Below are 21,682 nucleotides of genomic sequence, written 5' to 3' on the forward strand. Positions count from 1 at the left end.
GCCACGCTCGCGGCGGCCGTGGCCGCCGAAGCGGCTCAACGGGGCGCGGCGCTGCGCACCGGCGTGGCGGTCAGGGGTCTTGGCGCGCACGGCGAGGGTTGGCGGCTTGACACGAGCACCGGGCCCATCGACGCCGACGGTGTGGTGGTCGCCGTTCCGCGTCATCGCGTGGCGGCGCTACTGGATGGCCGGACCGAGGACGCACGGTACGTGGCCATCGTGGTCATGGTGCTGGACGCACCTGAACTCGACGGGGCGCCGCGCGGCACGGGCGTTCTTGTGCGGCCCGGGGTGACGCGTGCCAAGGCGCTCACGCACGCGACCGCCAAGTGGCCGTGGCTCGCATCGTCCCTGCCCCAGGGGCACCACGTGGTCAGGCTCTCGTACGCCGTGACGCGGGGCGAGGACGTCCGCTCGCATGCGGTGGCGGATGCTTCGCGGCTTCTCGGCGTGAAACTTTCGGACAGCCGCGTGCGCGGCATGGCGCAGGTTGAGTGGCCCGATGCGACTCCCGCAGCCGTGACGGACACGCAGCCGCTGCCGGGCGTTCACCTGGTCGGCTCGGCGGCAGGATTGAGCGGCCTTGCGGCGATTGTGGGCGCCGATGCGGTCGCCGATTTCTCCAGACGGTCCGGCGGGGAGAGACTTACCCCATGACTGATCAACCCGAAGGCTTCACCCTGTTCTCCGTTCTTGACGGCTTCCTTGACGCACCCGACGAAGAGCTCGCCGAGATTGTCGAGCAGACCGACGCCGCCGTGGCGGACCTGGCCGACCAGGACGTCACCCTGCGCGGCATGTACGACGTGTCCGGCCTGCGCGCGGACGGCGCCATCATGCTGTGGTTGCACGGCCCGCAGCTCGAGGACCTGCAGCTCGCGTTGCGCGAATTGCGTTCCACGACGTTGCTCGCCGACACCACGTTGACGTGGTCGGCCGCGGGCGTGCACCGCGCCGCCGAGTTCAACAAGGCCCATATTCCCGGCTTCCTGCGAGGGGAGCGCGCTCGCGACTGGCTGACGGTCTACCCCTTTGTGCGCTCCTACGAGTGGTACCTGCTCCCGGAAGAGGAGCGCTCACAGATGCTGCGGGAGCACGGTATTGCTGGCGCAAAGTTCAAGGGAGTCGTCGCGAACACGGTCGCGGCCTTCGCCTTGGGCGACTACGAATGGCTGCTGCCCATGGAGGCCGACGAGGTCACCGACCTCGTGGACATGATGCGCGACCTGCGGTACACCCAGGCACGTCTGCACGTGCGCGACGAGCTGCCCTTCTATACGGGCAGGCGCGTCACGACGGCTGAGGCGGTGGAGGTACTGGCCGCATGAGCGACGCGATGCCGGTACTCGCCGCAGCCTCTCGCACCGTCGCGCCCGCCACCTACGACTGCATCCTGCTGGCAGGATTCGGCGGGCCCGAGGGCCAGGACGACGTCATACCGTACCTGCGCAACGTCACGCGCGGCCGCGGAGTGCCGGACGAGCGCCTCGAAGAGGTTGCCCACCACTATCGCCACTTTGGCGGCATCAGCCCCATCAACGAACAGAACCGCGCGCTCAAGACCGCCCTCGAAGGGGAAGTGGCGGAACGTGGGTTGAACCTGCCGGTGTATTGGGGCAACCGCTTTTGGGCGCCGTACTTCACGGACGCGCTGAAGGAACTCCACGCCGACGGCCACCGCCGCGTTCTGGTGCTGCTCACCACCGCCTTCTCGAGCTACTCCGGCTGTCGCGCATACCGCGAGGATCTTGCGTCGGCGCTGTCCGAGGCGGGGCTTGAGCGCGAACTGGTGCTCGACAAGGTGCGCCAGTACTTCGATCACCCCGGCTTTGTGAAGCCCAACATCGACGCCGTGTGCGGTGGGCTGCGTGCCCTCGCGGCCGACGGCAATGCCGCCAAGCCGCACGTGATGTTTGCGACCCATTCAATTCCGTCGGCTGCGGCCGACGCGTCGGGCCCGCGCGAGACGTTGCCCGACGGCACCCCCGTGCCTACCTGGGGCGGCTGGTACGCCGCACAGCAGCAAGCGGTCGCCGCGCTCGTCATGGACGCCGTCGCCGACGAGTTCCCCGGAGTCGACTGGTCGCTCGTCTACCAGTCGAGGTCCGGCGATCCCAGCGTGCCGTGGCTGGAGCCGGACATCAATCTCGCGATCGAGGCGTTGCCGACCGACGTCAGTGGTCTGGTGATCTCTCCCCTGGGATTTGTCAGCGACCACATGGAGGTCGCATGGGATCTCGACACCGAGGCCCTCGAGACGTGCGAGGGTCGCGGGCTCGCCGCCGTTCGCGTGCCGACGGTGGGCGTGGACCCGCGTTTTGTGGCCGGGCTCATTGACTTGGTGCAGGAGCGTCACGTCGCCGACGGCGGCCAGCCGCTCGCGCGCGCATCCCTCACCGGCATCGGCCCGTGGCAAGACGTGTGCCCAGTCGACTGCTGCCTGGGTCGGGCGGCCAAGCCCACGATCGCGTCGGCGGAAGGCTAGCCGGGGGCCACCCGCCCCGCGCGCGACGCGGGGCTAGTGCTCGCCCGTCATGGTGGTGACGTCGAGCAGGGCGTCGAGTTGTGGTGCGGATATCTCTCCACGCTCCACAAAGCCCAATGCTTCGACGGATTCACGGACGGTCATGCCGTGTTTGACCGCATGCTTCGCGATCTTCGCGGCGTTTTCGTAGCCGATGACGCGGTTGAGCGGCGTGACGATGCTGGGGGAGGCCTCGGCAAGGAAGCGGGCGCGTTCCACGTTGGCGGTGATGCCGGATACGGTCCGGTCCGCAAGCACGCGCGTGGAATTCGCCAGCAGGTTCATCGATTCAAGGACGCCGAGCGCCATCACCGGGATCTGGACGTTGAGCTCAAACGCGCCCGACGCACCGGCCCACGCGACCGTGGCATCGTTGCCCACCACCCGGGCGCACACCATCAGCACCGCCTCCGGAACCACCGGATTGACCTTGCCCGGCATGATCGACGAGCCGGGCTGCAGGTCCGGCAGGGAGATCTCGCCCAGCCCGGTGTTGGGTCCGGAGCCCATCCAGCGCAGGTCGTTGCAGATCTTGGTGAGGCTCACGGCGACGGTGCGCATGGCCCCCGAGACCTCCACCAGCCCGTCGCGGGCGGACTGTGCCTCGAAGTGATTGCGGGCCTCCGTGATGGGTAGGCCCGAGTCCTCCGCCAGGAGCGCGATGACGCGTTGCGGGAAGCCCTGAGGGGTGTTGATGCCCGTGCCGACGGCGGTGCCGCCGAGCGGCACCTCCGCGAGGCGGGGGAGCGCGGCCTGAAGCCGTTCGATGCCGAGTCGCACGGCCGCCGCATACCCGCCGAACTCCTGCCCGAGCGTCACGGGCGTCGCGTCCATGAGGTGCGTCCGGCCGGACTTCACCACGTCCGCAAATTCGCTCGCCTTGGATTCGAGCGCGGTGGCTAGGTGGTCGAGCGCGGGAACGAGGTCGTTGATCAGTGCCGACGTGGCGGCCACGTGCACAGACGTGGGGAACACGTCGTTGGAGGACTGCGAGGCGTTGACGTGATCGTTGGGGTGTACGTCGGCGCCGAGCGCGCGCGTGGCGAGCGTGGCCAACACCTCGTTCGTGTTCATGTTGGAGCTGGTGCCCGATCCGGTCTGGAAGACGTCCACCGGAAACTCGCCGTCGTGGTGCCCCGCGGCGACGGCATCGGCCGCCGTCACGATGGCCGCGGCAATGTCCGCGTCGAGCACCCCGAGTTCGGCGTTGGCGCGTGCCGCGGCCTTCTTGACGCGAGCCAGCGCTTCGATGTGGCGTCGTGTGAGCGTGATCCCCGAGATCGGGAAGTTGTCGACGGCGCGTTGCGTCTGGGCTGAATACAGGGCGTTGGCGGGCACGCGCACCTCGCCCATCGTGTCGTGCTCAATGCGGAAGGTCATGGACCACATTGTGTCAGCCGAGGCAAGCGCGCGGGGAAAAGGTCGCGCGCTCGCCGGTAGACTGACCACGGCTTACCAGTCACCACCGTCGAGGGCGACCCCACCACCAGGCTTCTGCCGTGTCACGGTCGTCGACTCCGGGGTGGCAGCCGTGGCGGTGAGGGAGCGAACTCATCACGTGCCTTCGCACAACGAACCAGGGGGTTCCATGGCGTTGATCGACGTCCCACCACACCGGCTGCTTGCCGCCATTCAACAGGGCGAGGAGGCGTCGGCCCTCGAGTTGATCAACCTTGCCTCGTCCCGCGACGTCTCGATCCGCGAGGGCGTCGCTGCGCGCCCCGACGCGCCCATCGGCGCGCTGATCCTGCTAGCCCAGGATCCGAAGGCGAAGGTGCGCCGCGCTCTGGCTGCCAACGCGGCCGTGGCCCGTGCAGAATCCGTTCAGGGCATGCTCGTTGGAGACAGGGACAGCGACGTCGCCCTGGCGCTCGCGTCTAACCCGGCCACCCCGGACGCGACCCTGCGCCGATTGCTCAACTACGGCAAGAAGAGCGTGCGCACCGTCGCCCAACAACGGCTCGCCAGCACGCGGTAGCCGCACCCGTCAGGCGCCCGTGGCCTCGAGTTCTTCGGACGATGGCGGATTTGCGCCGGCTCGCGAGACGGTGATCGCCGCGATCCGCGCGCACCGCTCTAAGACCGCGGTGATCACCGATGCGGGGGCGCTCGCCAAGTCCTCACGACGCTGACCGCCGAGGAGGCCTGCGGACCACAGGCCATCGATCAGGCCACCCATGTAGGAATCTCCGGCTCCTACCGTGTCGACCACGTCGACGCGCATGGAGGGCACCTCGATCACGGCGCCCGATGCGATGGCCACCGAGCCTTCGCCTCCTCGAGTCACCACCACGAGCGCCGTTCCCGCTGCGGCCCACTGCCGGGCCGCGTCGATGGGGTCGACGCCCGGCATCAGCCACTCGAGGTCCTCGTCGGAGACCTTCACCACGTCGGCAAGCCCCACGAAGGTCTCGATGCGTGCCAGCGCCGCGCGCACATCGCCCATGAGCGTCGGCCTCGCGTTCGGGTCGTACGTGAGGGTTGACGTCGCGCGAGCCTGACGCAGGACGCCCTCCACCTCGGTTCCGCCGGGTTCGAGCACAGCGGCGATCGAGCCGGTGTGCACCACGAGGGGGTGTGGCCGAGTGACCGCGTCTGGCGCGAGCGACCAGGTGAGGTCGAAGTCATACGTCGCGACGCCGTGAGCGTCGAGGTGTGCGGTCGCGACCGAGGTCTTTGCTGCGGGCGTGCCGCCCGCCAGGTGAACGTGGGACTTCTCGAGATGCGCGCGCACCAAGTTGCCGTGCGCGTCGTCTCCCAGCGCCGTCAGCAACTCCACGTCTCGGCCCAGCCTGCCCAGGCCCAGCGCCACGTTGGCGGGGGAGCCGCCCGGATGGGTGGCGGATGAGCCGTCGGGCCTCACGACGACGTCGACGAGCGCCTCGCCGACGATGAGGGCATGGCTATGTGTCATCGCTGTCTCCGGCGGCTTTGGCAATGGTGTCCTCGGCCCCGGCGAGCAGGCTCTCGCAGCGGCGTGCGAGCGCTTCACCGCGCTCCCACAGAGTCATCGACTCGTCGAGGGTGGCTGCTCCTGCCTCGAGGCGTGCCACGATGTCGATCAGTTCGTCGCGCGCCTGCTCGTAGGTCATCTTGTCTGCCGGGGGCGTGGATGTGGTCACCCGCCTACGGTAGCGCGAGTGATGCGGCGCAAGCAGAACAACGCTGGCCCCTGCGCGCGGCGCGGGGCTCCGCCTCAGTCGGCGGGCGCGACGTCGGTGACGCGTGCCGTGAGACTGCCCGCTGCGACGCGCACCGAGAGCTCGTCGTCCACCGCAACGTCTGCCGGCGATGTGATGACGGCCCCGGACGCGTCGCGGACCACCGCGTAGCCCCGGTCGAGAGTCGACTGGGGGCTGAGCGCGCGTAGCGACGCGGCGGCCGACGCGAACTCGCCCCGCGCCCGCGCCACGGCGCTGAGGGTGACCGTGCGCAGGTTCGCGCGCGCATGGTGAAGCTTGTCGCGGTGCGGTTCGAGCATGCGTATGGGCTGCGCGATGACCGGTCGCGCTCGCAGGTCCGCCACCCGTTCGCGTTCCCTGCGGACTCGGGTCGACAGCGCCGCCACCATCAGTGCCCGGGCTCCCTCGAGGCGGTCCGCTTCGGCTGCGGCATCGGGCACCACGCGTTTGCCGGCGTCGGTGGGTGTCGACGCCCGGTAGTCGGCCACCACATCGAGCAGCGGGCTGTCCATCTCGTGGCCGATCGCGCTGACCAAGGGCGTGACCACTTCGGCCGCGGCGCGCACCAGCTTCTCGTCACTGAAGGGAAGCAGATCCTCGAGCGACCCGCCGCCACGCGCAACCACGATCACGTCGACCTCATCCATGGCATCAAGTTCTTGGAGCGCCGCGACGACATCGGCGACGGCCCGCGGACCCTGCACGGTGACCCGGCGGATCTCGAACCTCGCGGCCGGCCAGCGGTCCGTCGCGTTGGTGACGACGTCGTGCTCCGCGTCGCCCTGAGTAGCCACCACCAGCCCGATGCGACGGGGAATCACCGGCAGGGAGACCTTGCGGTCTGCGGAGAACAGGCCCTCGGCGGCCAGGGCGACCTTGAGCGCCTCGATGCGGGCGAGCAGGTCGCCCAGGCCCACGGAGCGGACCTCGTCGCCCACCATCTGGAGGTCGCCGCCACGCATCCACCACTGGGGCTTGGCGTGGATGACCACGCGCGCTCCGTCCTCGAGGGCGGCCCCCATGGCGTCGACTTCGGCGGCAGGAAGGGTGGCTTTGAGCGACATCTGCTCGTCCGTGTCGCGCAAGGTGAGAAACACGAGGTGGCGCCAACGCTTGACGTTCAGCACCTGGCCCTCGACCCAGACGGGACTCATGCGCGAGACGTATTCGCCGATCTTGGGGCTGAGGTGCCGGACCGGCCACGGCCGCTCCGCGCTCGTGTCGGCCGCCGTCGCGGCAAGGGATGCTGAGGCGTCGGGAAGGATGCGCGGTGAGTGTTCGTTGTCCTCATGAGCGTCGGCCACCGTCCCAGCCTCCCACGTAGGATTGAGTACATGCCTCCCAGTAGCACCAAGAAAGTTCTCCTTGCCGCTCCGCGCGGGTATTGCGCAGGGGTCGACAGGGCCGTCATTGCGGTCGAGAAGGCGCTCGAGCTGCACGGCGCCCCGATCTATGTGCGCAAGGAGATCGTTCACAACAAGTACGTGGTCGAAACCCTGACCGAGCGCGGCGCGATCTTTGTGTCCGAAACCGACGAGGTCCCCGAGGGAGCCCGCGTCGTGTTCTCCGCTCACGGAGTGTCGCCTGCGGTGCGCGATGCGGCTGCGGCGCGACAGTTGACCACGATCGATGCGACCTGCCCCTTGGTGACCAAGGTGCACAAGGAGGCCGTGCGCTTCGCGCGCGACAACCAGACGATTCTGCTGATCGGCCACACTGGCCACGAGGAGGTCGAGGGCACGGCGGGGGAGGCCCCCGAGCACACGATCGTCGTGAACTCGCCCGACGACGTCGACGGTCTCGAGGTGCCGGACCCGAGCAACGTGGTGTGGCTGTCGCAAACCACCCTGTCCGTGGACGAGACGATGGAGACGGTGCGCCGCCTGCGTGCCAAGTTCCCCGAACTTCAGGACCCGCCGAGCGACGACATCTGCTATGCCACCCAGAACCGCCAGGTCGCGGTGAAGAAGATCGCCCCCCAGGTCGAGCTCATGATCGTGGTGGGTTCCGCGAACTCGTCCAACTCGGTGCGACTCGTGGAGGTGGCACTGCAGTCGGGCGCCGACGCCTCGTACCGCATTGACCGGGCCCGCGAGGTGCACGACGAATGGTTCGACGGCGTCACGACGGTGGGCGTGACCTCCGGGGCGTCGGTGCCCGAGATTCTTGTGCGCGACGTACTCGATGCTCTGGCCGGCAGGGGTTACGAGACGGTGGAAGAGGTGCGCACGGCCACCGAGGACCTGATGTTTTCCCTGCCGCGTGAGATCCGCGCCGATCTCAAGCAGCGCGAGGCGGCCAACGCGATGAAGGCTTAGCGCAACACCAGGAGTGCACAGTGCGGAGCGCGACCAGTCCTTGAGGGCATCGGGCTTGGCATCTGCATTGGCATCGAGTTCGCGCGGGCCCGCGGCCAAAGCCGGTGCGCCGTCCCCGAGCGCTATCCCGCCACGTTCCATCGCGCCGTTGCGGTGGTGGTGATGTGAACCGCATTCCCCCGACTAGACCCGGACCGCCCACCAGGGAGTCCCTCCCCACCACGGGCTCCCGCCCCACTCATGGTGCCCGCTTTGCTGGTCGTCGACGAGCACAGCAGCGGTGCGCGCTGGCACCGTCACGGTTCCTGTCGCCCGGTCCCACGTGGTCTGTCGGACCACGTCGTCACTGCCCCGGGCCTGGACGTCTGACAGCGCATACCGTGCTCCTGTCAGACCATCGACCGCGATCGACACGTCCTCGTCCGAGGCGTTGAGGACTACAAGAACGCCGTCGAGTGTGCGGTCCACGTCGCGGCCGACGGTGTCGTCGATGTGCATGACGATGACCCCGGGAGTGGCCTCCGGTCCGCCGTTCGGGAACGACACCTTCTGCTCGATGAGCTCCGCGGAGCCAAGCCGGAAGAGGTCCGTCGACGACCTGAGGCGCAGCAGTTCCTCTGCGGCCTCGTTCGCCTTCTCGATGTCCGACGGCGTCGGGATGAGGGAGGCGTCGGCCAGCAGCGGCTGCTGGTACGGCCATTTCGCCTCGTTGTCCGCCGCTTGCGGAAGACCGTGGGCGAAGCCGTTCGTCTGCCCGCTGAAGTCGAGTGTGTTGAACCAGTCGCCGGAGTTGTAGGAGTTGCGGTCCAGCGACTTGCTACGGAGCATGTCGGCCCCCGCGTGCCAGAACGATGGCGTCTGGGATAGCGCCGTGGTGGCCAGCGAGAGGGTGTTCATGCGCACGCGGTCGTCCATCGAGGTGCTTTGCGGCAACTTGAGGGTCAGCGCATCGAAGAGCGTCTCGTTGTCGTGTGCGTCGACGTACGTGATGACCTCCTCCGGTGAGTCCGCGTAGCCCGCTGGCTGACCGTTGTAGTCGATCTGCGCACCCGTGCGCACGGTGCCGTCGGAGGTCTCGAAGGAGAAGCCCCTCAGGTTGCCCGCCATGCCCAGCTTGATCAGGTCCTCGTCGTGCCTGAGGGTGGCGAGCTGCTGCGCACTGTCACCGTTGACCGCCGCCCCGTTGGAGTCGGTGTAGGCGCCAGAGCCGAAGCCCTGGATCCGCGGATCCTCGTCGAACGGACCTCCACCGCGGACGGCGTCACGGAGTCGGTCACTGAAGGTGCCGATCCCCGTGCCGCCGAGCTGGCCCTGGGTCGCCTGGGTGAACAGGGCGTTGTTCGCCACCTCGCCGAAGTTCCAGCCCTCGCCGTACAGGTAGACCTTCGAGCCGTCGACACCGTCGTGGCGCATGGTGAGCGAATCGAGCGCATCCCTCACCGCCTGCATCGACTCGACGCTGTGGTGGCCCATGAGGTCGAAGCGGAAGCCGTCAATCTTGTACTCCTTCGCCCAGGTGACCACAGAGTCGACCATCAGCCGCTCCGCCATGGCGTGTTCGGTGGCGATGTTCTGGCAGCACGTGGACGTCTCGACGGAACCGACGGCGTTGAGTCGGTGGTAGTAGCCAGGCACCACGCGGTCGAGAATCGACTGGTCATCTTGGCCGCTCGCCGCGGTGTGGTTGAACACCTGGTCGAGCACCACCTGCAGCCCATCTGAGTGCAGTGCGCCCACCATGGTGCGGAACTCGATGGTGCGTGAGGCGCCGTCGGGGTGCACGGCGTACGAACCCTCCGGCGTGGTCCAGTGCAGAGGGTCGTAGCCCCAATTGAAGCCATCGGCATCGGCGATCTGCTGGATGCAGGCCTGCTGTTCGGTCGAGTCAGGCGCGAACGATGCCAGGTCGCACGGCGGTGTGGCCTGGGCCGTGCGGTCCTCCTCGATGGACGCGATGTCGAACGTGGGTAGCAGGTGCACGGTCGTCAGGCCCGCGTCGGCGAGGTCGCGCAGGTGCGTGCGGCCGTCGCTCCGCGGCTGGGCGAAGGCGAGGTAGGTGCCTTGCAGGGCGGTGGGGACCGTCTGGTCGTTGATCGAGAAGTCGCGCACATGCAGCTCGTAGATGGTCTGGTCGACCGGGTCGACAACGGGCTGCTTGGAGATGCGCCACAACTGCGGTGCCAGCCTTGGGTCGTCCAGGTCGATGAGCACCGAGTGGGCCGAGTTCATCGTGAGGGCGACGGATGCGGGGTCGGTCACTCGGTTGACCTCGACGGCGTCGGTGCTGGGCGCGTAGACCGTCACCTCGTAGAGGTAGGCGGCGTCCTTCCACGTCCGTGGTCCCGAGACACTCCACGTGCCGTCCGCATTCCTGGTCATGGCCACCCGCTCGGGTGGGACCGAGGTGTCGGAGTCCATCCACAGCAGCAGGGTTACATCCTGGGCCGTGGGGGCCCAGACCCTCAGCGTCGGCCGCCCCCGACTCCAGGTAGCCCCCATCGTGCCTTGGGTGGCATCCGCGGCGTAAAGAGCGTCGAGCACGCCGGGAATCTGCACCCCAGTGGCGGCGGTGAGTGCGTCACCATCTGACTGTGTGACCAGGAGCTCGCCGGTGAGCCACTGCTCGACGTCGGCGGACGCTGCGTCCAGGTGGAGCGCCAGGTATCCCGCGAGCGCGGGGAATCGGGCGGTCTGCTCCGCAGTGAGCCCGGCCGGGTCGTACGTCAGCGCGACCTGTTCCCCGCCGGAGACGGCACCATCGGCGACCCCGAGAGAGGCGTCGGGCACATGGTGCAGTGCCCAGGTCAGTTCCGCCGGGTCGGCACCGGCAGGGACGAGGGTCGCCGGCCAGGCGAGCGTCGTCGCGTCGATCCAGTGCGCCTGCGCGGTCCCCAGGCCCGCGAGCGGGGGATCGGTGACCTCGATCGTCAGCAGGTGCGTCGCGATCTCGTAGTTGAAGGTCACCGGCTTGCCGCCGGGCGCGGTGAACGGGATGTTCGCGCCGCCCAGGGTGCCGCCGGCGCCGTAGTTCTCGGCCCAGGTCAGCCCGTGGGCGACCTTCGCCTCGTAGGAGCCTGCAGGGATCGTCGCGGTGAACGTCGCGATCCCGTCCCCGTCACCGTCGAGCAGGACGGTGGCCAGGCAGGCGGGATCCCAGTCCCCAGGGCAGCCGATCTCGCTCTGGTGACTGCCGGGAACGGTGAGCAGGGGGCCCTGAGCGCTCGAGGTGAAGGCATGGCTCACCTCGTCGAAGACGAAGGTGACGTTTCCGGCCGCTGCGAGCGAGAAACTGACGTTCGCACCACCAGGGGCGCCGCCGGCACCGTAGTTGACGTCCCACGTGCCGCCGATCGCGATCTTGTACTCGTAGTCGCCAGCGGCCACCGGGAACGTCCCCGCATAGAGGCCGTTGCCCTGGTAGGTGAGCGTCGTGGTGGTGCAGGCAGGGTCCCAGTCTCCTGGGCAGCCGGCTTCGCTTTGATAGCTGCCGGGTGCGGTGACCTGGAGGCCACCGAGTTCGTCCGGCGGCGGCTCGACCGCGACGGCTCCGTCGACCGCGAACCCCACCGATCCGTAGGTCGAGGCGGCGGCGCGGGCGCCGGCGGCATCCGTGGTCACGGCGCGGTACTCCACGAGGGTGCCGTCGGCGAGGTCCGTGACGTCGGCGAAGACCCGGGGGCTGGCGCTCTCCGCAGTCCCTAGCGGCGTCCAGTCCGTATCGCCGACGACGCGGTAGGCGAAGGAGGTCTGCTGCCAGACGTCCGGGGTTGTCGCGGCCACGGGGGTGGAGCCGGTGAGCTCCGCTCCGGGGGTCGGCAGCGCGAGAGCCACGTCGAGCGAGGCGGCGGGAGCGACCGGTCCGTCGGCGACCATGACCACGGCGGACAGCGCGGGCACCGCGAGCGAGACGACGCCCGCGGAGTCGGCGGTGACGGCGGCGCCGCCTCCGTAGATCGGGGTGAACGTCGCGCCGGGAGTCAGCGAGGTGATCTCGACGCTCGCGCCGGAGGTGGCGTTGTTCAGCGCGGCGAGGTGCTCGACCTTGTCGCTCGGCAGCACGCGGGAGAAGGCGTAGACCGAGGCCGCGCCGGAGACCGGCCGCTCGATCTGCGCACCGTCGACGAGCGCAGGCGTCGCCGCCCGCAGCGCCGAGAGGGCGGCGATGTGTTGGTAGATCGGTGCCGTCGCGTCGAACCGGTCCTGCGAGCCGGCCGTCTCGCCGGTGAGCAGCAGCTGGTTCGCGTACTCGTCGACCTGGGTCGCGAACATGTCCTGACGGGCGTCCTTGTCGGTCCCGCCGAGCGAGCCGTCACCCTCGAAGCCCTGCTCGTCGCCGTAGTACACGACGGGCTGGCCGCGCGAGAAGAACATCAGGCTGTGCGCGAGCTCCGAGCGGGCGAGCCCGTCCGGGTCGTCCCGTACGAGGTGCCCGACTCTGCCCATGTCATGGTTGCCCAGGAACGTCGGGAGTGCCGTTGAACTGGAGTGATCGGTCGTGTACCAGTCGTCGGAGGCGAACAGGGTTGAGAGCACATCGGGGTCGAAACCCCTGGCGAAGGTGGTCGCCGCCGACTGGAACGAGAAGTCCAGCACCGAGCTCATGTCGGAGTCGCGCACGTACGGTGACGTCTTGGTCGCGTCGGCGTCGTAGACCTCGCCGAACATGAAGAAGTCGTCGTTGCCGAGGGAGGCCGCATGCGCCTTGACCGCGGTGGTGAAGGTCTGCCAGAACTCGAAGTTCACGTGCTTGGCCGTGTCGATCCGGAAGCCGTCGATGCCGAGGTCGACCCAGGCGTCGTAGACGTCGACGAAGCCCTGGACCACCGTCGGGTCCTCGGTCATGAGGTCGTCGAGGCCGGAGAAGTCGCCGTAGGTGGTGGACTCGCCCGAGTAGGTCGAGTTCCCGCGGTTGTGGTACTTGGTCACGTCGTTGAGCCAGGCCGGGACCTTGACGGTTGCCTCGGCGGGGTCCGCGACGGGAACGTACGGGAACGACGTCGCCGCGTCGAGCGCGGGGAAGCTGCCGGTGCCCGCGTAGTCACCCGGGTCGAACGCCGTGCCGGACGCGTCGGTGTAGGGCCGGTCCGCCTGGCTGACGTAGTCGTAGGCGCCGCCCGTGTAGTCGATGACGTCGGCGGTGTGGTTGGTGATGATGTCGAAGTAGACCTTGATGCCGCGGTCGTGAGCGTCGGCGATGAGGGCCTCGAGCTCGGCGTTGGTCCCCAGGTGGGGGTCGATCTGGGTGAAGTCGGTGATCCAGTACCCGTGGTATCCGGCAGAGACGTCGGCCCCTGTGCCCTGCACCGGCTTGTTGAGGAAGGACGGCGTGAGCCAGATCGCCGTCGTCCCGAGGCCGTCGATGTAGTCGAGCTTGCTGTTGAGGCCGGCGAGGTCACCACCGTGGTAGAAACCCTTGTCGGTGGGGTCGAGGCCAGTGACGAGGCGGTCGCCGGTGAGTCCTCCGGCGTCGTTGGTGGGGTCGCCATTGGCGAAGCGGTCCGTCATGACGAAGTAAAACTGCTGCCCGTCGCCCGCCTCGCGCACGGGGGAACTGACGAGGGCGTCGTCGGCGGCCGTGTATCCGCCGGTGAGGTCGACGGGTGCGACGCCGATGAGGTGCGTGGCGTCGTCGTAGGTGAAGCGCAACAACGTGTCGCCCGCGATCGTGAGCGGGGCGTTGTCGGTGCCCCCTTCCCGACCCCACGCGACGTCCCAAGTGTCGTTCAGCGCGGCCTTGTACTCCCAGCTTCCCGCAGGGACCAGAAACTCAGCGGCGTAGCGACCGGCGGTGCCGGTGGGCAGGAGCTCGGTGGCAGCGCACTCCGGCTGCCAGTCGCCGGGGCAGCCGAGCTCGCTCTGGAGGTTGCCGACGAGGGCGACTGTCGCTTCGGCCGCGCGGGCGGGAGTGGCGAGCGGGACCGCGAGGCCGAGGCCCACCATCAGTCCGACCCCGGATAGCAGAGCTGTCAGTGCACGTGTCTTCTGAGACATGAGGATTCCTTCATCGCAATCCGTGGGCTGGCCGCCCGCATTATGGTGAACGCTGCGCTACCTGAGAAATCGGTCAAAAGGGACCAAAGGTCGAAGCAAGCGCTTACATTAAGGCCAACGTAACAGAGACCGCCACGATCCGCCTGGCGAAACCGTTTCGTATCGAACGGTTGCGAACGTCGATCGCGTCGATCGCGTGGCTTGCGTGGATTGCGTGGATTGCGCTGCTCGCGTCGCCGGGAGGGGGCGGGCGGCAGCGCTTTAGCGGCCCCCGGAGGGTGATTCGTCGAGCTCGACGTCAGAACCGGAGTCGGCCTCGAGCTCCGGGGCGGCGATCTGGCGAATGTCGAGGTGCACGGGCACCGACTCCTCGATCGTCGCGGTGATCTCCTGCATCTCGCCGAACTTCCTGGCGCTCACCAGCACCCTTGATTCCATCGATGCGACGGTGGCGTTGTAGGCCTTTCCCGCGCTGTCGAGCGCCTTGCCGACGCGCGCGAGGTGCCCGCCCATCGTGATGAGGCGGTCATACAACTCCTTGCCGGTGGCGAGGACCTGTTGCGCGTTCTTGGCGAGGGTGTCCTCCTTCCATGCGTGGGCAACCGTGCGCAGCATGGCCACAAGTGTCGTGGGAGTGGCGATCACGACGCGCTTGGCGAACGCGTACTCCTGGAGCCCCGGGTCCTGCTCGAGGGCGCTCTGGTAGAAGGCCTCCGACGGGACGAACATCACCACGAATTCGGGAGCCGAGTCGAACATGTCCCAGTACCTCTTGGAGGACAGGTCGTCCACGTGCTTCTTGACGTGGCGCGCATGGGCGAGGAGTCGCTCCGCGCGGACCGCCTCGTCGTCCGTCTCGAAGGCCTCGAGGAGCGCCGAGAGCGCCACCTTGGAGTCGACCACGATGGTGCGGCCGCCCGCGAGCTTGACCGTCATGTCGGGTCGGAGGTTCTTGCCCTCTGCGTCCTTGACGTTTTCCTGCTCCTCAAAGTCGACGTGATTGACCATGCCGGACAGCTCGACCACGCGCCGCAATTGCACCTCACCCCAGTTGCCGCGGACGTCGGACCTGCGCAAGGTGTTGATGAAGTCCGACGTCTTCTTGTCGAGTTTCTCGGAGGCGTCCAGCATCTGGCGCACCTGCTGAGCGAGCGCGGCCTGACCCTCGGCGCGATTCTTGTCCGTCTCGGTCGTCTGCTTCTGCACCTCTGCGAGCGCCTTGGCGATGGGCTCGACCATGGTCTTGACCGATTCCTCCCGCTTGGCGAGTTCCGCGTCAGCGACCTGTCGCTCGCGCGTGAGCCGCTCCTGGGCTACTGCGAGAAGTTGCTCCTGACTGGCCTTGAGAGTCTCCGCTGACAGCGACTGAAACTCTCGGCGCAGGGTCTCCTGGTCGCCTCGAATCTGAAGTACGTACTTCTCGTGCGCCTCGTTGAGGGCCGCCTCACGCTGGTGCGCCGCCTGGGTCGCCTCCGTGATCCGGCGCTCCAGGTCCGCGGCCCGCGACCGCTCGACATCGAGTGCGGAACGGGCCTGCGCAACACGGGCGTCGGCGTCGCGCGTGGCAGACGCTGTGCGCAAAGCGCCCACCAGAAAGCCGATGACGACTCCGGCGATGGTGGCGATGGCGGTGATCCAATACTCCATGGACACACTGTGGCATGGGGCAGTGACATCACGAGTACTCTTGGTCGCGGCAGGTGCAGGCGGGTCCTCCAGGCTCAAAGTATGACCTACGTCACACAACGCACCGGTTCCATATCGGAATCGATGCGTGGGCGTAACGTGTTTGTTACCTGCTGTTCCCTATCATTTAGGCAACGCGAGGAAACTCCTCGCGCATCTTCGTGTGCGCATTCGTCTTTCCCACTCGGGAGCGAAGCGTGTCATGAGTCAAGAAAGGAGTCCGAGTATGCAGCTCGGCACTATTGGTAAGGGCATCGCGCTGGCAGCAGCAGCGACACTGGCCCTGGCCGCGTGCTCGTCAAACAGCACGCCCGACGAAGCGACAGCAACTTCAACCGGCGGTGGCACCACCGACGGCACCGCGATCATCTCGACGAACGGCTCGGAGCCGCAGAACCCGCTGATCCCCTCGGCCACGAACGAGACCGGTGGCGGCAAGATTATTGACGCGATCTTCGCCGGCCTCGTCTACTACGACGGCGACGGCGTATCCCACAACGAAGTTGCCGAATCGATTACGACCGATGACGCACAGACCTTCACGGTAACGCTCAAGGACGGGTGGACGTTCACGGACGGCACTCCCGTGCAGGCTCACAACTTTGTGGACGCCTGGAACTGGGGAGCAGACCTCGCGAATGCGGATATCTCGCTCAACAGCTACTTCTTTGAGCCGATCGAGGGCTTCAGCTGGGACGAGTCCGTTCCCGAGATGTCCGGCCTCACGGTGGTCGACGACCTGACGTTCACGATCACGTTGGTCCAGCCGCAGGCAGACTTCCCGCTTTCGCTGGGATACTCGGCCTTCTACCCGCTGCCCGACGTGTTCTTCGACGACATTGATGCGTTCGGTCAGAACCCGGTCGGTAACGGCATCTACATGCTCGCGGACCCCGCGGACTGGCAGCACGACGTTCAGATCGAGCTCGCGAAGAACCCTGACTACCAGGGTGACCGGGTGGCACAGAACGACGGACTGAAGATCATCTTCTACGCAACTCAGGATGCGGCCTACGCTGACCTGCTCGCAGGCAACGTGGACGTCATTGATGGAATCCCAGGTTCCGCTATCCAGACGTTCCGGACGGACCTTGGCGACCGCGCGGTGAACCAGCCGGCGGCCATCTTCCAGTCCTTCACGATCCCGGGTCGTCTTCCGCACTTCTCTGGCGAAGAGGGCAACCTCCGTCGTCAGGCTTTGTCGATGGCAATCAACCGTGCCGAGATCACCGACGTCATCTATGACGGAACCCGCACCCCGGCCAGCGACTTCACGTCGCCGGTGATCGGCGGCTGGTCCGACTCGGTCCCCGGTTCAGAGGTCCTGGATTACAACCCCGAAAAGGCGGCGCAGCTGTGGGCTGAGGCCGATGCCATTAGCCCGTGGGAAGGCACCTTCAAGATCGCTTACAACGCTGACGGTGGCCACGATGTGTGGGTCAACGCTGTGATCAACTCGATCAAGAACGCGCTCGGTATTGAAGCAGAGGGTAGCCCTTACCCGACCTTCGCCGAGTTCCGTTCGGTCATCACGGATCGCACGATTGACTCCGCGTTCCGTACCGGTTGGCAGGCGGACTACCCGTCGCTGTTCAACTTCCTTGGGCCGATCTATGGCACGGGTGCTGGCTCGAACGACGGCGACTACTCGTCGGCTGAGTTCGACGCACTGCTGAAGGAGGGTTCGGGTATGACCGACACCGCCGAGGCAGCCGCGACGTTCCAGAAGGCTCAGGAGGTCCTCTTCAAGGACCTCCCGGCCATCCCGCTGTGGTACTCCAACGTGACCGGCGGATACGCCGACACGGTGGAAAACGTGGTGTTCGACTGGCACTCCGTGCCGCTGTTCTACGAGATCACCAAGAAGTAATCGCTGAAACGGCCCGCCCCATCTCCATGGGGCGGGCCGTTTCGCGTTTCAGGTCAGGCGAGTGCGCTCATCCCGCATCGCTTGCGGTGTGCCAGTGCGCGCAACGTGGCACAGTATGATCGTTTTTCACATGCTCATGCCAACCGACATCCACGGGGTAAGCCAATGCTGATGTACGTGGGGCGCCGCCTTCTGCAGTCTGTCCCTGTGTTCTTTGGAACCACGTTCCTGATCTACTTCATGGTCTTTTCCATGCCCGGGGACCCGGTGTTGGCGCTTTTTGGTGACAAGACCCCCAACCCTGCGGTGCTCGCGCAGGTCACGGCCCAGTACAACCTCGACAGGCCGTTCATCGTGCAGTACTTCCTCTACCTCGGGAACCTCTTCACCGGGGACCTGGGCGTGACCTTCTCGGGTCGAGAGGTGAGCGAGATCCTGTCGCGGGCATTGCCCATCACGATGAAGCTCGTGCTGATGGCGGTCGTGATCGAGTTTGTGCTCGCGGTGGTGGTCGGCTTGATCTCAGGCCTCCGCAAGGGAGGAATCCTCGACAACGTCAACCTCGTCACGGCACTTGTGCTGAGTTCAGTCCCGCCGTTCGTCGCGCTGTTCGTGGCCCAGTACTTCATCGGGATCAAGCTCGCATGGGCGCCCGTGACCGTAGGGGCGAATGCGACGTGGGGAGCAATGCTGCTCCCTGCAATCGTCATTGCGCTCACGATATTTGTCACCGGGATGAGACTCATGCGAGGTTCGGTGATTGAGGCGCAGTCTGCTGAATACGTCCGCACCGCCTCAGCTAAGGGCCTCACCCGCCGCAGGATTATTCCCGTTCACATCGCACGGAACTCTCTCATTCCGGTGATCACCAACACCGCCGCGAGTTTTGGCGGACTGCTCGCAGGCACCACGGTGACCGAAGGGATCTTCAATATTCCTGGGGTGGGCAAGGTGCTGTTCGACGCTATCCGTCTGGGGGAGAACGCCACGGTGGTGTCTTTCGTGACCGTCCTCACGATTCTCTATGTCCTCGTGAATATTCTGGTGGACTTGCTCTACGCCGTCCTCGACCCAAGGATCCGATATGTCTAATCGCCCCGTCGAGCACTACGTTGCACCCGTCGATCCGGCGGACTCCAACGAGGTTGACCGCGTCAAATTGGGCGACCGCAAGTCAAACCTGTGGATTGATGCGTGGCGCGATTTGCGCCGCAGGCCGCTGTTCTACATTTCTGTCGCGATCGTCCTCGTCGTCAGCACCGCGGCACTGTTCCCCAATCTGTTCACCGACGTCCCGCCGAACAACAATTGCCTGCTGGCCAACTCGAACGGGGGACCTGAGGCGGGACACCCGCTCGGTTTTACGCTCCAGGGTTGCGACGTCTACTCGCGCATGGTGTTCGGCGCAAGTACCTCGCTATCGGTGGGAATCTTCGTGGTGATGATCACGGCTGTGATCGGCATCCCGATGGGGGCTCTCGCCGCGTATTACGGAGGCTGGATCGACTCACTATTGTCCCGTGTGGGCGACATCTTCTTCGCGATCCCGTATTTCCTGGCCGCAGTGGTGGTGATGTCCGTCCTGTCTCAGCACCGCAACGTGTTCGTGATCGCTCTCGCGATTGGTGGGTTCGCGTGGGCGTCGCTCGCACGCATTTTGAGGGCTGAGGTGCTACAGGTGAAGAACCTCGAATACGTGATGGCCTCCGAGGCCGTCGGCAGGTCGAAGTTCTCTACGCTGCTGCGACACGTGCTGCCCAACTCGCTGACTCCAGTCATCGTGTACCTCACGATCGCTCTTGGTGCCGCGATCACTGCGGAGGCGACGCTGTCGTTCCTCGGAATCGGGCTTCCCCCGTCGACCATGTCGTGGGGCAACGACATCGCTCAGGCCCAGACCTCGATTCGGGTGGCCCCGATGGCGTTGTTCTGGCCGTCCCTTGCGCTGACCGTCACCGTGCTCGCCTTCATCATGCTCGGTGAACTGATCCGCGATGCACTTGACCCGAAGGCGAGGGCCAACCGGTGAGCGAATACCACATGGTGGAGATCATCCCCGCGACCGACGTGCCTGTCGACCCCAACACGCCGCTCGTCAGCGTCGAGGATCTCGAGGTGACCTTCGTGACCGGCATGGGCGACGTCGAGGCGGTACGGGGTGTGTCTTTCGATATCTTCCCTGGCGAAACGGTCGCGATCGTCGGCGAGTCAGGGTCGGGCAAATCGACGACGGCGACCGCGCTGATCAAATTGCTTGCAAGCAACGGTCGAATTTCAGGTGGCCGAGTCCTGGTCGACGGCACTGATATCACGGGCAGCAGCGAGCGCCAGATGGCCGCTGTGCGTGGCGGGGTCATCGGCTACGTTCCTCAGGACCCGATGTCGAACCTGAACCCCGTGTGGTCCATCGGTTTCCAGGTCCGCGAGGCGATCCGCGCCAACGGTGTGGCCTCGGGTCGCAAGGATGTCGAGGCCAAGGCGGTCGAGGTGCTGCAGCAGGCAGGCCTCGGCGACGCTGCTCGACGGATGAAGCAATTTCCGCACCAGTTCTCCGGGGGCATGCGCCAGCGTGTGCTCATCGGTATTGGCCTCGCCGCGCAACCGCGCCTCCTGATCGCAGATGAGCCGACGTCGGCGCTGGACGTGACCATCCAGAAGGTGATCCTTGACCATCTTGCGAAGTTGACGCGCGAGAACAACACGGCCGTGCTGTTCATCACGCACGATCTTGGTCTCGCTGCCGAGCGCGCATCGAAACTGATCGTGATGCACCAGGGCAAGATTGTTGAGTCGGGTTCAAGCCTCGAGATCGTTCAGCATCCGCAGCACCCCTACACCAAGCGGCTCATCGCGGCCGCTCCATCACTCGCGTCGCGCCGTATTCATTCATCGGTCGTCACGGAGCTGGGCGACGACGACGTCCCCGACATGCTCAAGCTCGCAACACGGCGCGAGAAAGCCGAGGCCGATCTCAAGAAGGCCCCGATCGCCGTGTCGGTAAGGGACCTGCGCAAGACCTACTCGATCCGTCGCGGGGGCTTCAAGTCCGAGCCACTGCACGCGGTCGACGGCATATCTTTCGATATCCGCAAGGGCAAGACCCTTGCGCTCGTGGGTGAGTCAGGTTCCGGAAAGTCGACCGTCGCGCGCTTGGTGCTCGGCCTCGAGCGACCGACATCCGGAGACGTCACGATAGATGGCACCGCGATGAAGGGTATTTCGAACAGCGACTTGTTCAAGCTCCGCCGCCAGATGCAGGTCGTCTTTCAGGACCCTTACGCTTCGCTCGACCCGCAACGCTCGATTGGCGCCATTATCGCGGAGCCCCTCAGGGTTCACCGGGTAGGTGACCATGCTGAGCGGCAGGCCCGTGTCGAGGAACTTCTCGATCAAGTGGCGCTTCCCACCGCACTTGCGCACCGGTACCCCAACGAACTGTCTGGAGGGCAGCGGCAACGCGTCGCGATTGCGCGGGCGCTCGCACTCAAGCCCGACGTGGTGGTGCTCGATGAGGCGGTTTCCGCTCTCGACGTGCTGGTGCAGGCGCAAGTGCTGCAGTTGCTCGCAGATCTCCAAGAGGAACTGAACCTGACCTACCTGTTCATCACCCACGACCTTGCCGTGGTGCGCGTGGTGGCCGACGAGGTCGCGGTCATGGAGAACGGCAAGATCGTCGAGACGGGCACCACCGAGGAAATCTTCGAGAACGCCCGGGTGCCGTACACGCAGCGCCTCCTTGAGGCGATTCCGGGCGCAGGCATCGAGTTCGCGTCCTAGCTCAAGAGTTCCTGGACTGCCAGCCCTTCGCGTCGCGGCTGTGGGCGCGACGCCCTGACGGCGGGGCGAACGGCGCCAATTCTCCAGCATCGGGAACCGTGATGCCAGGCGTCTCGTTCTTAGCGAGTGGCGAGCCCGTGACCGGCGGCGGCGCGGGCAAGATCGACTCGCGCTCAAGTTCCTCGCGGGCGCGCGCCATCCCCGGGTTGAAGGCCTCTTCGAATGCCATAGCGTCACGGTACGCCTCAGTCGGTTGGCGCGCGAGGATGGGTCGGGGCGAGCGCCGCTAGACTTGCTCCCCGTGGCTCTTACTATCGGCATCGTCGGACTGCCC

At 66.5% G+C, this 21,682-nt stretch carries 15 protein-coding genes and 1 pseudogene; 9 read left to right on the forward strand and 7 right to left on the reverse strand.

Going from position 1 to position 21,682, the window contains the following annotated elements; all coding sequences use genetic code 11:
• The 3 genes and pseudogenes from QZZ29_RS00360 to QZZ29_RS00370 form a co-directional block, all read left to right on the forward strand.
• A pseudogene (locus QZZ29_RS00360) lies at positions 1-657 on the forward strand (protoporphyrinogen oxidase); the annotation flags it as partial.
• Positions 654-1,328, forward strand: coding sequence for a hydrogen peroxide-dependent heme synthase (hemQ, locus tag QZZ29_RS00365; protein ID WP_291380491.1), 675 nt, complete (start codon positions 654-656; stop codon positions 1,326-1,328). The pseudogene QZZ29_RS00360 and the gene hemQ, both read left to right, overlap by 4 nt.
• The gene (locus tag QZZ29_RS00370) at positions 1,325-2,485 is read left to right on the forward strand and encodes a ferrochelatase (protein WP_291380493.1); all 1,161 of its coding nucleotides are present in this window, start codon (positions 1,325-1,327) and stop codon (positions 2,483-2,485) included. The genes hemQ and QZZ29_RS00370 overlap by 4 nt, the downstream gene beginning before the upstream one ends.
• 33 nt (positions 2,486-2,518) lie before the next feature.
• Here QZZ29_RS00370 and QZZ29_RS00375 read toward each other — a convergent pair whose 3' ends face one another.
• Positions 2,519-3,904, reverse strand: coding sequence for a class II fumarate hydratase (locus tag QZZ29_RS00375; protein ID WP_291380495.1), 1,386 nt, complete (start codon positions 3,902-3,904; stop codon positions 2,519-2,521).
• Positions 3,905-4,112: 208 nt separating this feature from the next.
• On the opposite strand from QZZ29_RS00375, the gene QZZ29_RS00380 reads away from it, so the two are divergent.
• Positions 4,113-4,502, forward strand: coding sequence for a hypothetical protein (locus QZZ29_RS00380; RefSeq protein WP_291380497.1), 390 nt, complete (start codon positions 4,113-4,115; stop codon positions 4,500-4,502).
• A gap of 9 nt (positions 4,503-4,511) precedes the next feature.
• Here the strand turns inward: QZZ29_RS00380 and QZZ29_RS00385 are convergent, their stop codons facing one another.
• From QZZ29_RS00385 to xseA, 3 genes are all read right to left on the reverse strand, one after another.
• Positions 4,512-5,438 carry a carbohydrate kinase gene (locus QZZ29_RS00385; RefSeq protein WP_291380499.1) on the reverse strand — a complete coding sequence of 309 codons (927 nt, stop codon included), beginning with the start codon at positions 5,436-5,438 and terminating at the stop codon, positions 4,512-4,514.
• Positions 5,428-5,646, reverse strand: coding sequence for an exodeoxyribonuclease VII small subunit (locus QZZ29_RS00390; protein WP_366478752.1), 219 nt, complete (start codon positions 5,644-5,646; stop codon positions 5,428-5,430). Before QZZ29_RS00390 ends, QZZ29_RS00385 begins: the two co-directional genes overlap by 11 nt.
• Before the next feature lie 74 nt (positions 5,647-5,720).
• On the reverse strand, positions 5,721-7,010 hold the full coding sequence (gene xseA, locus QZZ29_RS00395) for an exodeoxyribonuclease VII large subunit (RefSeq protein WP_291380501.1): 1,290 nt from the start codon (positions 7,008-7,010) through the stop codon (positions 5,721-5,723).
• 30 nt (positions 7,011-7,040) lie between these two features.
• Between xseA and QZZ29_RS00400 the strand changes: the two genes are divergently transcribed.
• Positions 7,041-8,024: a 4-hydroxy-3-methylbut-2-enyl diphosphate reductase gene (locus QZZ29_RS00400; RefSeq protein ID WP_291380503.1), complete on the forward strand. Its 984-nt coding sequence runs from the start codon at positions 7,041-7,043 to the stop codon at positions 8,022-8,024.
• A gap of 183 nt (positions 8,025-8,207) precedes the next feature.
• On the opposite strand, the gene pulA is transcribed toward QZZ29_RS00400, so the two are convergent.
• Positions 8,208-14,015, reverse strand: coding sequence for a pullulanase-type alpha-1,6-glucosidase (gene pulA / locus QZZ29_RS00405; RefSeq protein WP_291380505.1), 5,808 nt, complete (start codon positions 14,013-14,015; stop codon positions 8,208-8,210).
• A gap of 261 nt (positions 14,016-14,276) precedes the next feature.
• On the reverse strand, positions 14,277-15,662 hold the full coding sequence (rmuC, locus tag QZZ29_RS00410) for a DNA recombination protein RmuC (protein ID WP_291380507.1): 1,386 nt from the start codon (positions 15,660-15,662) through the stop codon (positions 14,277-14,279).
• Between the two features lie 265 nt (positions 15,663-15,927).
• Here rmuC and QZZ29_RS00415 point away from each other — a divergent pair, with 265 nt between their 5' ends.
• The 4 genes from QZZ29_RS00415 to QZZ29_RS00430 all read left to right on the forward strand — a co-directional run bounded on the left by QZZ29_RS00415 (position 15,928) and on the right by QZZ29_RS00430 (position 21,348).
• Positions 15,928-17,571, forward strand: coding sequence for an ABC transporter substrate-binding protein (locus QZZ29_RS00415; RefSeq protein WP_291380509.1), 1,644 nt, complete (start codon positions 15,928-15,930; stop codon positions 17,569-17,571).
• Between the two features lie 165 nt (positions 17,572-17,736).
• On the forward strand, positions 17,737-18,663 hold the full coding sequence (locus tag QZZ29_RS00420) for an ABC transporter permease (RefSeq protein ID WP_291380510.1): 927 nt from the start codon (positions 17,737-17,739) through the stop codon (positions 18,661-18,663).
• Positions 18,656-19,600 (forward strand): ABC transporter permease, encoded by a 945-nt coding sequence (locus QZZ29_RS00425; protein ID WP_291380511.1) that lies wholly within the window; start codon positions 18,656-18,658, stop codon positions 19,598-19,600. Before QZZ29_RS00420 ends, QZZ29_RS00425 begins: the two co-directional genes overlap by 8 nt.
• 11 nt (positions 19,601-19,611) lie before the next feature.
• A complete protein-coding gene (locus QZZ29_RS00430; RefSeq protein WP_291380514.1) occupies positions 19,612-21,348 on the forward strand; it encodes an ABC transporter ATP-binding protein in 1,737 nt (578 codons plus the stop codon).
• A gap of 1 nt (position 21,349) precedes the next feature.
• Here the strand turns inward: QZZ29_RS00430 and QZZ29_RS00435 are convergent, their stop codons facing one another.
• Entirely contained in the window at positions 21,350-21,577 is a 228-nt protein-coding gene (locus tag QZZ29_RS00435) for a hypothetical protein (protein ID WP_291380512.1), read from the reverse strand.
• Positions 21,578-21,682 lie beyond the last annotated feature (105 nt).

The sequence above is a fragment of the Demequina sp. genome, from assembly GCF_016278765.1.
GTDB lineage: Bacteria > Actinomycetota > Actinomycetes > Actinomycetales > Demequinaceae > Demequina.